Origin of the sequence: Pandoraea pnomenusa (assembly GCF_000767615.3) — a bacterium.
Lineage (GTDB): Bacteria > Pseudomonadota > Gammaproteobacteria > Burkholderiales > Burkholderiaceae > Pandoraea > Pandoraea pnomenusa.
Genome location: NZ_CP009553.3, coordinates 2,905,268 through 2,918,938, shown reverse-complemented (window position 1 = coordinate 2,918,938; position 13,671 = coordinate 2,905,268). Strand labels below are relative to the sequence as shown.

The 13,671-nt window shown below is 64.1% G+C and carries 10 protein-coding genes; 7 read left to right on the top strand and 3 right to left on the bottom strand.

The genetic code is table 11. The features are described 5' to 3' along the window. Nucleotides 1-89: 89 nt before the first annotated feature. Together LV28_RS36975 and uraH are read right to left on the bottom strand one after the other, a co-directional pair. Nucleotides 90-1,295, bottom strand: coding sequence for a urate hydroxylase PuuD (locus LV28_RS36975; RefSeq protein WP_038617359.1), 1,206 nt, complete (start codon nt 1,293-1,295; stop codon nt 90-92). A 42-nt stretch (nt 1,296-1,337) separates the two neighbouring features. Further along, nucleotides 1,338-1,688: a hydroxyisourate hydrolase gene (gene uraH / locus LV28_RS36970; protein WP_023874183.1), complete on the bottom strand. Its 351-nt coding sequence runs from the start codon at nt 1,686-1,688 to the stop codon at nt 1,338-1,340. Nucleotides 1,689-2,123: 435 nt separating this feature from the next. On the opposite strand from uraH, the gene LV28_RS36965 reads away from it, so the two are divergent. Both LV28_RS36965 and LV28_RS36960 read left to right on the top strand, forming a co-directional pair. Further along, a complete protein-coding gene (locus tag LV28_RS36965) occupies nt 2,124-3,491 on the top strand; it encodes a nucleobase:cation symporter-2 family protein (RefSeq protein ID WP_023596179.1) in 1,368 nt (455 codons plus the stop codon). Beyond that, entirely contained in the window at nt 3,491-4,849 is a 1,359-nt protein-coding gene (locus LV28_RS36960; protein WP_038617364.1) for an 8-oxoguanine deaminase, read from the top strand. Before LV28_RS36965 ends, LV28_RS36960 begins: the two co-directional genes overlap by 1 nt. Nucleotides 4,850-5,040: 191 nt before the next feature. Here the strand turns inward: LV28_RS36960 and LV28_RS36955 are convergent, their stop codons facing one another. After that, nucleotides 5,041-5,979, bottom strand: a complete 939-nt coding sequence (locus tag LV28_RS36955) for a LysR substrate-binding domain-containing protein (protein WP_023596177.1) — start codon at nt 5,977-5,979, stop codon at nt 5,041-5,043. 252 nt (nt 5,980-6,231) lie between these two features. Here LV28_RS36955 and LV28_RS36950 point away from each other — a divergent pair, with 252 nt between their 5' ends. The 5 genes from LV28_RS36950 to LV28_RS36930 all read left to right on the top strand — a co-directional run bounded on the left by LV28_RS36950 (nt 6,232) and on the right by LV28_RS36930 (nt 13,399). After that, nucleotides 6,232-7,791: an ABC transporter ATP-binding protein gene (locus tag LV28_RS36950; RefSeq protein ID WP_023596176.1), complete on the top strand. Its 1,560-nt coding sequence runs from the start codon at nt 6,232-6,234 to the stop codon at nt 7,789-7,791. Nucleotides 7,792-7,884: 93 nt separating this feature from the next. After that, nucleotides 7,885-8,991, top strand: coding sequence for an ABC transporter permease (locus LV28_RS36945; protein ID WP_023596175.1), 1,107 nt, complete (start codon nt 7,885-7,887; stop codon nt 8,989-8,991). A 10-nt stretch (nt 8,992-9,001) separates the two neighbouring features. Beyond that, entirely contained in the window at nt 9,002-9,931 is a 930-nt protein-coding gene (locus LV28_RS36940; RefSeq protein WP_025249239.1) for an ABC transporter permease, read from the top strand. Nucleotides 9,932-10,008: 77 nt separating this feature from the next. Then, a complete protein-coding gene (locus LV28_RS36935; protein WP_023596173.1) occupies nt 10,009-11,157 on the top strand; it encodes a BMP family ABC transporter substrate-binding protein in 1,149 nt (382 codons plus the stop codon). Nucleotides 11,158-11,803: 646 nt separating this feature from the next. Continuing rightward, nucleotides 11,804-13,399: an ABC-F family ATPase gene (locus LV28_RS36930; RefSeq protein WP_023596172.1), complete on the top strand. Its 1,596-nt coding sequence runs from the start codon at nt 11,804-11,806 to the stop codon at nt 13,397-13,399. The last annotated feature ends 272 nt before the right edge of the window (nt 13,400-13,671 follow it).

Here is a 13,671-nt window from a genome sequence, read left to right as displayed (position 1 = left end):
CCCATGGTGGGAGGCTGCGAAAGGCGAGCGAAAAAAAGGGGCGCCGAAGCGCCCCAACATGGGTCCAGCAAGAAAGACAGTCGCTCGCGTTATTGTTGTGCACCGCCGTTGAACCAGGCGGCGATCTTCTGGCGTTCGTCGTCGGTCATCTGGGTCACGTTGCCCAGCGGCATCGACTTGAGCGCCACGGCTTGCTGATAGATGCGCTGTGCGTTCTGCGAGATCTCGGTCGGCGTATCGAGCATCACGCCAGCCGGGGCGCTGCCCATCATCGTCGGCTTGGCCGAGTGGCACGTGGCACAACGCTGCGTGAGAATCGGCTGGATCTCCGAGAGCTTCACCGCCGGTGCGGCGGCTTCGCCATGTGCCCCGGCAGCCGGCGCCGGCGTGGGGCGCGGTGCGGCGAACACGGCAACGCCGGCGAGCAATGCGGCGCCCGCCACGGGAAGTGCGTAAAGGTTCTTGCCCGCGTGACGCAGCACGAAGAACTGACGAATCATTGCGCCCGCGGCCATGATGATCGTCAGGATCACCCAGTTGTACGGGTTGCTGTACGTGAACGCGTAGTGGTTGCTGATCATGATGAACACGACCGGCAGCGTGAAATAGGTGTTGTGCACCGACCGCTGCTTGCCCAGCTTGCCCCAGATCGGGTTAGGCACTTCGCCCTTGGCCAGCGCGGCCACGCTCTTGCGCTGCCCCGGGATGATCCAGAAGAACACGTTCGCCGACATCGACGTCGCCATCATCGCGCCAACGATCAGATACGCGGCGCGACCGGCAAATATATGCGTCGTCGCGTACGTGGCGGCCACCACGAACAGCGCCACGGCAATGCCCAGCACACGTTCGTTCTTGCCGAGCATGCGGCACAGGAAATCGTAGACGAACCAGCCGCCGATCAGGAATGCCAGCGCAATCCCCACCGCCTGACCCGGTTGCAGGTCCATGACGTTCTTGTCGATCAGGTACGTCTGCGGCTGGAGCAGGTACAGCACGCAGAACAGCGCGAAGCCCGACAGCCACGTGGTGTACGACTTCCACTTCGACCAGTGCAGGTCCTCGGGCATCTGTGGTGGTGAGTTCAGATACTTCTGGGCATGGTAAAAGCCGCCGCCGTGCACCGACCACATCTCGCCGAACACACCTTTCTGCTTGTCCTCGGCGGCCTTGGGCGGCTTCAGCCCGTTGTCCAGCATCACGAAATAGAACGACTCGCCAATCCAGGCGATGGCTGCCACTACGTGCAACCACCGAAGCAACAGGTTGACCCAGTCGGTAATAAACGCTTCCATCTTATGTTCTCCTCAACTGCCTGACGTTCACGCTCGCGCTTGTCAGCTGCCGCGATACGTGGAAAAGCTCCACGGCGACACCAGAAGCGGCACGTGGTAATGCTGGGACGGCTCGGCAATGCCGAATCGCAGGACAACGCGATCCACGAATCGCGGCGACGGCACTTCCACGCCTTGCGCGGCGAAATAGTCGCCCGCGTGGAACACCAGCTCATATTCGCCCGCGACGAAGTCGTCGCCTTCGAGCAGCGGCTTGTCGCAGCGGCCGTCGCTGTTCGTGTGCACGTCGCGCAGCGCGCGGCGCTCGCCGTCCACGCGCCACAGCTCCACTCGGATGCCCGAGCCGGGCTTGCCGTGCGATGTATCAAGTACGTGGGTAGTCAGTCGTCCCATGGTGTCTCCTGTGATGGATGGGTGCATTGTAGGGAGATGGCAGCCGGGCAACGCGCGCAATACCAAAGATAAAAACGCGCACATACCATGTCGCGCCAGACAAAAAGATGACCGGCATCAAACGCGCATTGCCATGGGGGCAAGCGTAGGTCGAATGCCTCGCATTGGGGTATCCGAGGACCACTATGGGCTTTTGTTATCTCGCGCATAACACGATTCATATGAAGCCTTATCGCGAGGAGAGACGCATCGCCCGGAAAGCCCAATGGGTACGTACATTCTCGGGGAAAACCCGAGAGGCAGGATACGTATTCATGCATACGTTCCATGAAAAAAACACTATAGCCCCGGCGGTCTTGCCGCGAAAGGCGTCGACCTGCACCATTGAGCCACCCCAAAAAATCAATCAAACAGCCCCCCTGGGACGGAGACGCAATGAGTGTGACAACCAAAGCCGTGGATCCGGTCGACGAGCGACTGCCGATCGGAAAATTGTTCATGCTGGGCCTGCAACACGTGCTGGTGATGTACGCGGGTGCGGTAGCCGTGCCGCTCATCATCGGCGGCGCCCTTGGACTGCCCAAGGATCAGATTGCCTTTCTCATTTCCGCGGACCTGATGTGCTGCGGAATCGCCACGCTGCTGCAAAGCGTGGGCGTGGGCCGCTTCGGCATTCGCATGCCCGTCATCATGGCCGTGACCTTCGCGGCCGTGGGCCCCATGCTCGCCATCGGCACCAATCCGTCACTGGGGTTGCCCGGGATCTTCGGCGCAACGATCGCGGCAGGGATCATCGGCACGCTGCTCGCGCCCGTGATCGGCAAACTGCTGCGTTTCTTTCCGCCGATCGTGACGGGCATCGTCATCACGTCCATCGGCCTGACGATCATCGGCGTGGGTATCAACTGGGCCGCCGGCGGCGTGGGCAATCCCGACTACGGCGACCCGGTATATCTCGGCGTGTCGTTCGCGGTGCTCATCTTCATCCTGCTGATTACGCGCTTCGTGAAAGGCTTTTTCTCGAACATCGCGGTGTTGCTCGGCATTCTGTTCGGATTCGCCATCGCGCTGATGCTCCACAAGGTCAACTTCGACGGACTCGACCAGGTGAAGTGGTTCGACGTCGTGCTGCCGTTCCACTTCGGCATGCCCGTGTTCGATCCGTGGGCCATCGTCACGCTCACCATCGTCATGTTGATCACCTTCATCGAGTCGACCGGCATGTTCCTCGCCCTCGGCGAGATCGTCGGCAAGCCCGTCGATGAAAAGGCCCTCGTTGCGGGCCTGCGCGTCGATGGCCTGGGCACCGTCATTGGCGGCGTGTTCAATACGTTCCCCCACACGTCGTTCTCGCAGAACATCGGGCTGGTGGGGGTGACGGGCGTCAAGAGCCGCTGGGTATGCGCGGCGGCCGGGGTTATCCTGCTCGTGTTCGGGCTGATTCCGAAGATGTCCGTCGTTGTCGCGTCGATCCCGCAATTCGTGCTGGGTGGCGCCGGTGTGGTGATGTTCGGCATGGTGCTCGCCACCGGCATCAAGATCCTTGCCAAGGTCGATTACGCGAAAAATCGCTACAACCTGTACATTGTGGCCATCAGCGTCGGCATGGCGATGATTCCGGTCGCATCGAACAAGTTCTTCTCGAAGATGCCCGAACAGCTCGCGCCGCTGCTGCATAGCGGGATTCTGCTCGCCACGCTCTCGGCCGTGATCTTGAACGCCTACTTCAACGGCTTCAAGGCCCCGGAGGCCAACGGCCACGGCGAGACGAACGGCAATGGCATGGGGCTGGAGGCGCATTGATGAAAACGCTGCTCGTCAAGAATGCCGATGTGCTGGTGACGATGGACGCAGGCCGCCGCGAAATCGCGCGTGGCGGGCTGTACGTCGAGGACAACCGGATCGTGGCGGTGGGCACCAGCGACGCGCTGCCGGCGAGTGCTGACGAAGTGCTCGACCTGACGGGGCACGTTGTCATCCCCGGTCTGGTCAACACGCATCACCACATGTACCAGAGCCTCACCCGCGCGCTGCCCGCCGCGCAGGACGGCGAACTGTTCAACTGGCTCACGAACCTGTATCCGGTGTGGGCCAACCTCACGCCGGAAATGATTCGCGTCTCGACGCAAACCGCCATGGCCGAGCTGCTGCTCTCCGGCTGCACCACGTCGAGCGATCACCTGTATATCTACCCGAACGGCTGCAGGCTCGATCACAGCATCGAAGCCGCCGCCGAGATCGGCATGCGGTTTCATGCCAGCCGCGGCAGCATGAGCGTGGGGCAGAGCCAGGGCGGCCTGCCGCCCGATCGCGTGGTGGAGCGCGAAGACGAGATTCTCAAAGACACCCAGCGACTCATCGAGACTTACCACGACGTCGGCCGTTACGCGATGCTGCGCGTGGTCGTGGCGCCGTGCTCGCCGTTTTCCGTGAGCCGCGACCTGATGCGGGAATCGGCGTCGATGGCGCGCCACTTCGGGGTGTCGCTGCACACGCACCTGGCCGAGAACGTCAATGACATTGCCTATAGCCGCGAAATGTTCGGCATGACCCCCGCCGAGTACGCGCAGGATCTCGGCTGGGTCGGCCACGACGTTTGGCACGCGCACTGTGTGCAACTCGACGACGCCGGCATCGCGCTCTTTGCCAGGACAGGCACGGGCGTAGCGCATTGCCCATGCTCCAACATGCGTCTCGCCTCGGGCATCGCCCCGATTCGCCGCATGCGCGACGCCGGCGTGCCGGTCGGTCTCGGTGTCGATGGCTCGGCGTCGAACGACGCGGGCAACATGATCAACGAAGCGCGTCAGGCGCTGCTGCTGCAGCGTGTCGGGTTCGGCCCGGACGCGATGACGGCGCGCGAGGCGCTGGAGATCGCCACCTTGGGCGGTGCGCGCGTGTTGGGCCGCGACGACATTGGCAGGCTCGCCCCTGGCATGGCCGCCGACTTCGTGGCGTTCGACACACGCGGTATCGGCATGGCTGGCGGCCTGCACGATCCCGTGGCGGCGCTCGTCTTCTGTAATCCTGGACAAGCTGCGTACAGCGTGGTGAACGGTCGGGTGGTGGTGCGGGAAGGGCGTCTGGCGACGCTCGACCTGCCGTCGCTCGTCACGCGTCACAACGCGCTGGCGCGGCAACTGGCCGAGGCCTCCCGATAGCGCGTTGCCACGCCGGTGCCATATTCATGGTGTGGGACTCGGCGTGACACCGAGCAAGCGGGACGTCGGGGTGGAGTTCCCGTGCATGGGGAACGCCGCCGTGCGGTTCGGCGGAGCGGTGGGGGCCGCTCCGCCGGTAAAACCGGCGCGCCAACGACGGCCAATGACGGATCGAGAAAGCTCAGGACGGATCAGGACGGAGTGCGGGCTTCGAGCAACGTGCGTGTTGCATCCGAGATCACGCTGCGCAGCCAGCGCACCTCGTCCGAATAGTGCGTGCGCTCATGCCACAACTGGTAATACTGCATCGGCGGGAAATCGATGGGCGCCTCGACCACCGTGAGCGGCAGGAATTCGGCGTAGTGATCGGCGAACAGGCGTGTCGTCGTGAAAATCAGGTCCGACTTGAGCAAAACGTAAGGTGCCAGATTGAAGTACGGAATCGTGACTACGACATTGCGCTTCAGACGCTCGCGCGCCAGGTGCATGTCGATGGCGCCGCGTTGGGCGACCGAGTACGGTGTGGGCGCGAGGTGCGGGCTGCCGAGGTACTGCTCCAGCGTAAGGCCGCGCTTGGCGTAAGGGTGCGTATTACGCACCAGACACACGATCTGGTCGACGAACAGGTTCGAGAGATGCAACTGCTCGGGCGGCTCCGGCCAGTTGCCGATGACGATGTCGACCTTGCCGTCCTCGAGCGCGTGCTCGTAGTCGAAGGCGGGGCCGAGCGAATGCAGTTCGAGTTGCGCGTTGGGCGCCTGCTGACGGAAACGTTCGACTACCGTGGGCACGAACAGCGTGTTCAGATAATCGGGCGACCCGATGCGAAACGTGCGCACGGTGGTTGCCGGATCGAAATTCGATTGCTGCACCGTAATGCGTTCGATCTCACGCAATGCGTTTTGCGTCGGCTCGAGCAACGACTGACCGTATTCCGTGGGCACCATGCCCGATTTGCCGCGCACCAGCAGCGGATCGCCGGTGATGTCGCGCAAGCGGCGCAGTGCCGCGCTGATCGCCGGTTGCGATTGATTCAGCTTGACGGCCGCCCGCGTCACACTGCGCTCGATCAACAGCGTGTGAAGAACGCGCAGCAAATAGGTGTCGATCGGTTCGCGGTTTTGGCTCATGAGAAATATAACGATCCGAATATGTCGGACCCGGAATTGCATAAGTAAATCATTATGAAGCACAAGCTGCCGGGGCTCCATAGCGAAAACCCTTATCACCAAAGTCGACGCTTGTCGCGCCCGTCGCATGGGGCGTTGCCGTCTTATTGATACACGCTCGACATTTCGCCGCGAATTGGGTATTTTCGTCCCCGCCCGAAGCCTGACCTGTCAGGCCGGCCAAGCCAGCAGACCCCGACCGAGACCGCGCCAGTGACATCCCCTTCGCAAGCCGCGCAAGCCACGCCACGTCTGGCGCTGACCGGCATCACCAAACGTTACCCGAGCGTGGTGGCCAACGACGACATCGCATTGTGCGTGTTGCCCGGCGAGATCCACGCCGTGCTGGGCGAAAACGGGGCGGGCAAAAGCACGTTGATGAAGATCATCTACGGCGCGGTGCGCCCCGACGCGGGGGAAATCCGCTGGGAAGGACGACCGGTCCGCATCGACAGCCCGGCCGCCGCGCGCAAGCTCGGCATCGGCATGGTGTTCCAGCATTTCTCCCTGTTCGAGACGCTCACCGTCGCGGAGAACATCTCGCTTGCGCTGGACGACGCCGGGCACGATCTCAGGGCGCTCGCGGCCCGCATCCGCGACGTGTCCGGCCAGTACGGCCTCGAAGTCGATCCCATGCGTTACGTGCATAGCCTGTCCGTGGGGGAGCGCCAGCGCGTGGAAATCGTGAGGTGCCTGTTGCAGAATCCGCGATTGCTCATCATGGACGAGCCCACTTCGGTGCTCACGCCGCAAGCTGTCCAGAAGTTGTTCGCCACGCTGCGCCGCCTGGCTTCGGAGGGTTGCAGCATCGTCTATATCAGCCACAAGCTCGACGAAATCCGCGATCTGTGCGACCGCGCCACAGTGCTGCGCGGCGGACGCGTGGCGGGCCACGCGGTGCCGCGCGACGAGACGGCCGAGACGCTCGCGCAACTGATGATCGGGCGCGCCTTGCCGCGGATCGAGCGGCGCCCGCATCAACCGGGCGAGGCACTGCTGTCGCTGCGCTCGCTCAGCATGGCGAGCGACGACCCGTTTGGCACCGCGCTCCAGCGCATCGATCTCGACGTGCACGCCGGCGAGATCGTGGGCATTGCCGGCGTCTCCGGCAACGGCCAGGCCGAATTGCTCGCCGCGCTCTCGGGAGAGGTCAGGGCCCCGTTGGCCGACGCGATTCGGCTCAACGGCCGCGCCGTCGGGCGCATGGGTGCTGCCACGCGACGGCGTCTCGGATTGGCTTTCGTGCCGGAGGAACGCCTCGGGCGCGGGGCCGTGCCCGCCATGTCGCTGACCGACAATGCGTTGCTGGGCGCGTCCGGCACGGCACATCTCGGATTGCTGCGCGGCGGATGGATTCGTCGCGGCGCGTTGCGCCGGTTCGCTTCGCTGTGCATCGACCGGTTCAACGTGAAGGCGGGCGGCCCCGACGCCGTGGCCCAGAGTCTGTCGGGCGGGAACCTCCAGAAGTTCATCGTCGGGCGCGAGATTCTGCAGGAGCCCCGGGTTCTGGTGGTTGCGCAACCCACCTGGGGCGTCGACGTAGGGGCGGCCAGCTTCATTCGCCAGCAACTGCTCGATCTGTCGGCGCGCGGTGTGGCAGTGCTGGTGCTATCCGAAGAACTCGACGAACTTTTCGAAATTTGTGACCGGATCACGGTGCTGGCACAGGGACGTCTGTCGCCCGTGCGCCAGCCCGAGCAGACCGATTCGCGCGAGATCGGCTTGTGGATGGCCGGGATGTTCCCCGGCGGGCCGGGCGAGCGCGCCGCCTGAGTCAGACGCCATTGCCATCGTCGGCGCTGGCGCCGTGAATATGGCTGCCGCCGCCCAAACGTATTTATCGGTTTCCATCGATCACCAGACACCATGTTCGATCTCATGCTTGAGCCGCGGCCCAGTCCCTCCCGCAGCATGCGGCTTGTGATGCCGCTCATCGCCACGCTCATCACGCTCGCCGGCGGGGTGCTCATCTTCAGTTTTCTCGGCAAGAACCCCGCCCAGGCCATGGCCGCGTTCTTCCTGGCGCCCATCAGCAGTCTGAATGGCTGGTCGGAACTGTTGCTCAAGGCGTCGCCGTTGTGTCTCATCGCGCTGGGACTTGCCATCGGCTATCGCGCGAATGTCTGGAACATCGGCGCGGAAGGGCAGTTGCTGCTCGGCGGGATTTTCGCGTCCGGCGTTGCCATCCATTTCGACGGCCACGGCGGGCCCTGGCTGCTGCCGCTGATGATGGTCGCCGGTGCGTTGGGCGGCATGCTGTGGGCGGCGATTCCCGCATTGCTGCGCGTGCGCTTCAACGCAAACGAAATTCTCGTGAGCCTGATGCTGACGTACGTGGCCACGCAATTGCTGATTTACCTCGTGAGCGGTCCGTGGCAGGACCCGCACGGCATGAACTTCCCGCAGTCCATCAGCTTCGGCCGCGACGCGCTGTTTCCACGCTTCTTCGGCGACTGGCACTGGGCGCCGTGGCGCGGCACGCGACTGAACGCGTCCGTCTTCATGGCCGTGTTGGCGGTCCCCGCGGCGTGGTGTTTCATGCGCAAGAGTTTCGCGGGCTATCGCATGGAGGTGGGAGGCCTCGCGCCGCTGGCCGCGCGCTACGCGGGATATTCGGAACCGCGCGCGGTCTGGCTTGCGTTGCTCATTGGCGGGGCGGCGGCGGGGCTTGCGGGAACGGGCGAAGTCGCCGGGCCGGTCGGCCAGCTTCAGGCGACGTGGGCGCCGGGCTATGGATTCACGGCCATCATCGTGGCGTTCGTCGGGCGTCTGCATCCGGTGGGCATCGTGCTGGCGAGCCTGCTCATGGCGCTGCTGTACCTTGGCGGCGAAGCCGTGCAGACGTCGCTGCAATTGCCCAAGGCCATCAGTGGCGTCTTCCAGGGGTTGTTGCTGTTCAGTCTGCTGGGCTGCGACGTTTTCGTGACTTACCGACTTCGCCGCCGCGTCCGCGCGCAGGCGAGCGAAGCCTGAGGAGCGGCGCATGGACTGGATTCACTGGCTCACACCGCTGGCGGCAAGTGCCGTGATCGCGGCCATTCCCCTGATGCTCGCCGCGCTGGGCGAGCTGGTCACCGAGAAGTCGGGGGTGCTCAACCTCGGCGTGGAGGGCACCATGCTCATGGGCGCCATCGGTGCATTCGCCGTCACCGTGCAAACGGGCAGCCTCTGGCTCGGCGTACTCGCGGGCGTGGCGGCCGGCGTTGCGATGTCGGGCGTGTTCGCCTGGCTCACGCTGTCGTTGATGGCCAATCAGGTGGCCACGGGACTTGCGCTCACGATCTTCGGCGTCGGCCTGTCCGCCTATGTGGGCCGTCCTTACACCGACGCCACGATCCCGATGCTGCGCGACATGCCGATTCCGGGCCTGTCGTCGATTCCCGTGCTGGGGCCGTCGATCTTCTCGCTCAACCCGCTCGGCTATCTGTCGATCGTGCTGCTCGCGGCGATCGCCGGGTTCCTGTATCGCACACGCGCCGGTCTGTTGCTGCGCTCGATTGGCGAAGCGCCCGCCGTGGCCCATGCCATCGGGTATCCGGTGGTGCGTATCCGGTATTTCGCGACGCTGTTCGGCGGCGCGATGTCGGGACTGGCGGGCGCCTATTACTCGGTAGGCTATCTGCGGCTGTGGCAGGAGAACCTGACGGCCGGGCGTGGCTGGATCGCGCTGGCGCTGGTGGTGTTCGCCACCTGGCGTCCCGGCCGCACGGCGCTGGGGGCATTGCTCTTCGGCGTGGTCATGGCGCTTCAGTTTCAGGCGCAGGCGATGGGCGTGCGGATTCCTTCGCAGGTGCTGGCAAGCCTGCCGTATCTCGCCACGATCGTGGTGCTGGTGGTCATCTCGCGCAATCGGCAGACGATTCGCCTGAACGCGCCCGCATCGCTCGGCAAGCCGTTCTTCGCCGGGTCCTGACACCCCGGGCCGGCGGTGCCCGTTCGGTGTGCGACAACAGAATCAACCTGAAACAATCGATGACGAGGAGAGAATCGATGCGACGTAAAGTCCTGATCACGATGGCCAGCCTGGCGGCGGCCATGCTGGTGAGCGCCTGCGGCAAGCAGGAGAACAACACGGCCAGTGCGCCGGCGGCAGCTTCGGATGCGCAGGCGTCGGCCGCCGCGGCGGGCAAGGGCCCCATGGGCGTGGCATTTGTCTACATCGGCAACCCGGGCGACGCGGGCTGGACCTATGCCCACGAGCAGGGCGCCAGGGCCGTCGAGGCCAAGTTCGGCGACAAGGTGAGCGTGACCCGGGTGGAGAACGTGCCCGAGGGCGCCGACTCCGAGCGCGTGTTCCGCGATCTCGCGAGCAAGGGCAACAAGCTGATTTTCGGCACGTCGTTCGGTTACATGGATTCGATGGTCAAGACCGCGGCTGACTTTCCCGATGTGACGTTCGAGCACGCCACCGGCTTCAAGACCGCGCCAAATCTCGGCACGTACGACGTGCGCACGTATGAAGGCGCGCATCTGGCGGGCGTGGTCGGCGGTCATGTGACCAAGACCAACGTGATCGGCTACGTGGCATCGGTGCCGATTCCCGAGGTGATCCGCAACATCGATGCCTTCACCATTGCCGCGCGCGAAGTCAATCCGAAGGTCAAGGTGAAGGTCGTATGGATCAACAGCTGGTTCGACCCGGGCAAGGAGCGTCAGGCCGCTGAATCGCTCGTGGGTCAGGGCGCCGACGTACTGATGCAGAACGTCGACTCGGCTGTGGTCATGCAAGTGGCCGAAGAGAAGAAGATCCACGCCTTCGGCTGGGACTCGGACATGAGCAAGTTCGGCCCGAATGCGCATCTGGCGTCGGCCGCCATCGACTGGAGCAAGTACTACGTCCGCACGGTCGAGGAAGTGATGCAGGGATCGTGGAAGAACACGCCGGTCTGGGGTGGCATCAAGGAAGACGAGATCAACCTGGTGGCGATCAACGACAAGGCGGTGCCTGAAGCGGTGCGCAAGGCCGTGACCGCACGCCACGACGCGATCCGAGACGGCAAGTACGACCCGTTCACCGGCCCGATCAAGGGGCAGGACGGCAAGGAAATCGTGCCGGCCGGCAAGACGCTCAACGACGACGAGAAGCACCAGATCAACTGGTTCGTCGAGGGCGTGGAAGGCTCGCTACCGAAGCAGTGAGCCAGTGGGCCGTCTTGCGACGGCGCAGCGCGATGACGGAAAACCGCCGGTCTTGCCGGCGGTTTTTTTATGGTGCTGAACGCCGCTGCGGCTTGTCGACGCCGCTGATCACTCCTGGGCGGCGCGGGCCGCGTCGACGGCCGGTGGCACCGGTCGAGCCGGCTGGACCGATGGCGCGGTCGGGACGGATGCCTGAGCGGAATTGTCTGCGCTACCCGCCGGCAACGACAGCGGCTGCCGTTCGGTGCGCGTCGGGCGAGAGGGGCACTGGGGAGGCTGCGGGCGCACGTGGCGCATGTGGCGTGACAGGTGTGACAGGTGGGAAGGCGACGTCGCGCCGAGGTTGACAGTCATGTGAAGGTTCTCTGACAGGGTGGTGTCGCCGGTGCGACCGCTCGGTGGCACCGGGGCATTGGACCGGGGGGCCTTGTCGCCCCCGACGCGAGGCGTCGTCGGAGCGAGCGAGCCGTGACGGCGCGAGGCAGCCTAAGGCCGGTGGGCGCCCGTGTCCGTGCTGCGCGTCAAATTTGGGAACGTTCACAGGACGGGAGGGGGCGCAGGGGGCGCACGACACGCATCGGTGTTAAAATGTCCGGTTTCGTGGTGCAATTTTGTGCCACCGCACCTCATCTCCCGGATACCGCCTGTGCTGTCTACTGCCAATATCACGATGCAATTCGGCGCCAAGCCGCTCTTCGAGAACATCTCCGTCAAATTTGGCGGGGGTAACCGCTACGGCCTGATCGGCGCCAACGGTTGCGGCAAGTCGACATTCATGAAGATTTTGGGCGGGGATCTGGAGCCGAGCAGCGGCAATGTCATGCTCGAACCGAACGTGCGTCTGGGCAAGCTCAAGCAGGACCAGTTCGCGTATGAAGACATGCGCGTGCTCGACGTCGTGATGATGGGGCACACCGAAATGTGGGCCGCCATGAGCGAGCGCGATGCCATCTACGCGAATCCGGAAGCCACGGACGACGACTACATGCACGCCGCCGAGCTCGAGGCGAAGTTCGCCGAGTACGACGGTTACACCGCCGAGGCGCGTGCCGGCGAACTGCTGCTGGGCGTGGGCATCCCGACGGACCAGCACCAGGGGCTGATGAGCAACGTCGCGCCTGGCTGGAAGCTGCGTGTGCTGCTGGCGCAGGCGCTGTTCTCGAATCCGGACGTGCTGCTGCTCGACGAACCGACCAACAACCTGGACATCAACACGATCCGCTGGCTGGAAGACGTGCTCAACGAGCGTAATTCCACCATGATCATCATTTCGCACGATCGCCACTTCCTGAACGCCGTGTGCACGCACATGGCCGATATGGATTACGGCACGCTGACCATCTATCCGGGCAACTACGACGACTACATGCTGGCGTCGGCGCAGGCCCGCGAGCGGCAGATGGCAGCGAACACGAAGGCGAAGGAACGCATCTCCGACCTTCAGGATTTCGTGCGTCGCTTCTCGGCGAACAAGTCGAAGGCGCGTCAGGCGACGAGCCGTCTCAAGCAGATCGACAAGATCAAGGTCGAGGACGTCAAGCCGTCCTCGCGCCAGAACCCGTTCATCCGCTTCGAGTTCGAGAAGAAGCTGCACAACCTTGCGTTCGAATTCGAAGGGATCTCGAAGGCTTACGACCGTCAGATCTTCAAGAACTTCACGGGCGCGGTGCGTGCCGGCGAACGCGTCGCGATCATCGGCGAGAACGGTGCCGGCAAGACGACGCTGCTGCGCAGTCTGATGACCGATTTGCCGATCGACGCGGGTAACGTGAAGTGGGCCGAAAACGCCAACATCGGTTACATGCCGCAGGACACGTCCGAGGCGTTCCCGGAAGACGTCACGCTGACCGACTGGATGACGCAGTGGGGCAAGGAGGGCGACGACGACCAGGTGATCCGCGGCTCGCTCGGTCGGCTGCTCTTCGGCGGTGACGATGTGCGCAAGTCGGTTCGCGTGCTCTCCGGCGGCGAGAAGGGGCGCATGATCTGGGGCAAGCTGATGTTGGGCCGCCACAACGTGCTGATGATGGACGAGCCCACCAACCACATGGACATGGAATCGATCGAATCGCTGCAGATCGCGCTCGACAAGTATCCGGGGACGCTGGTCTTCGTGTCGCACGACCGTGAATTCGTGTCGGGCCTCGCCACGCGCGTGATCGAAGTGAAGAGCGACGGCACCCTGGTCGATTACCAGGGCACTTACGACGAATACCTGGCGAGCCAGGGCGTCGAGGTCTAAGGCGTCTCCGGAATCGGCGAAAGCATCCTGGTGCGCGTCGTGTGTGCCGGGTTGCCGACCGGGCGCGACAGGTGGGGTCCCCTGACGGGGCGCTTGCATGGCAGGCGCCCCGTTTTTGTTTGCGGGTGAAATCCGTGCACCATCCGGCCGATATCGACCCACCGCGTGCATGGCGCACTGGCGCCGGGGCAGACGTTGCAACCGCGCTTTCTGTCTGATGGCCTCCTGGGAATAGCGGAAGTCGCGTATCGGCCTTCGCCGATTTCGGCGCG

What these genes read in the sequence shown, in the direction of transcription:
- LV28_RS36965 (WP_023596179.1), top strand. Translation starts at nt 2,124, where the DNA reads ATGAGTGTGACAACCAAAGCCGTGGATCCGGTCGACGAGCGACTGCCG.
- LV28_RS36955 (WP_023596177.1), bottom strand. Translation starts at nt 5,979, where the DNA reads ATGAGCCAAAACCGCGAACCGATCGACACCTATTTGCTGCGCGTTCTT.
- LV28_RS36975 (WP_038617359.1), bottom strand. Translation starts at nt 1,295, where the DNA reads ATGGAAGCGTTTATTACCGACTGGGTCAACCTGTTGCTTCGGTGGTTG.
- uraH (WP_023874183.1), bottom strand. Translation starts at nt 1,688, where the DNA reads ATGGGACGACTGACTACCCACGTACTTGATACATCGCACGGCAAGCCC.
- LV28_RS36960 (WP_038617364.1), top strand. Translation starts at nt 3,491, where the DNA reads ATGAAAACGCTGCTCGTCAAGAATGCCGATGTGCTGGTGACGATGGAC.
- LV28_RS36940 (WP_025249239.1), top strand. Translation starts at nt 9,002, where the DNA reads ATGGACTGGATTCACTGGCTCACACCGCTGGCGGCAAGTGCCGTGATC.
- LV28_RS36945 (WP_023596175.1), top strand. Translation starts at nt 7,885, where the DNA reads ATGTTCGATCTCATGCTTGAGCCGCGGCCCAGTCCCTCCCGCAGCATG.
- LV28_RS36935 (WP_023596173.1), top strand. Translation starts at nt 10,009, where the DNA reads ATGCGACGTAAAGTCCTGATCACGATGGCCAGCCTGGCGGCGGCCATG.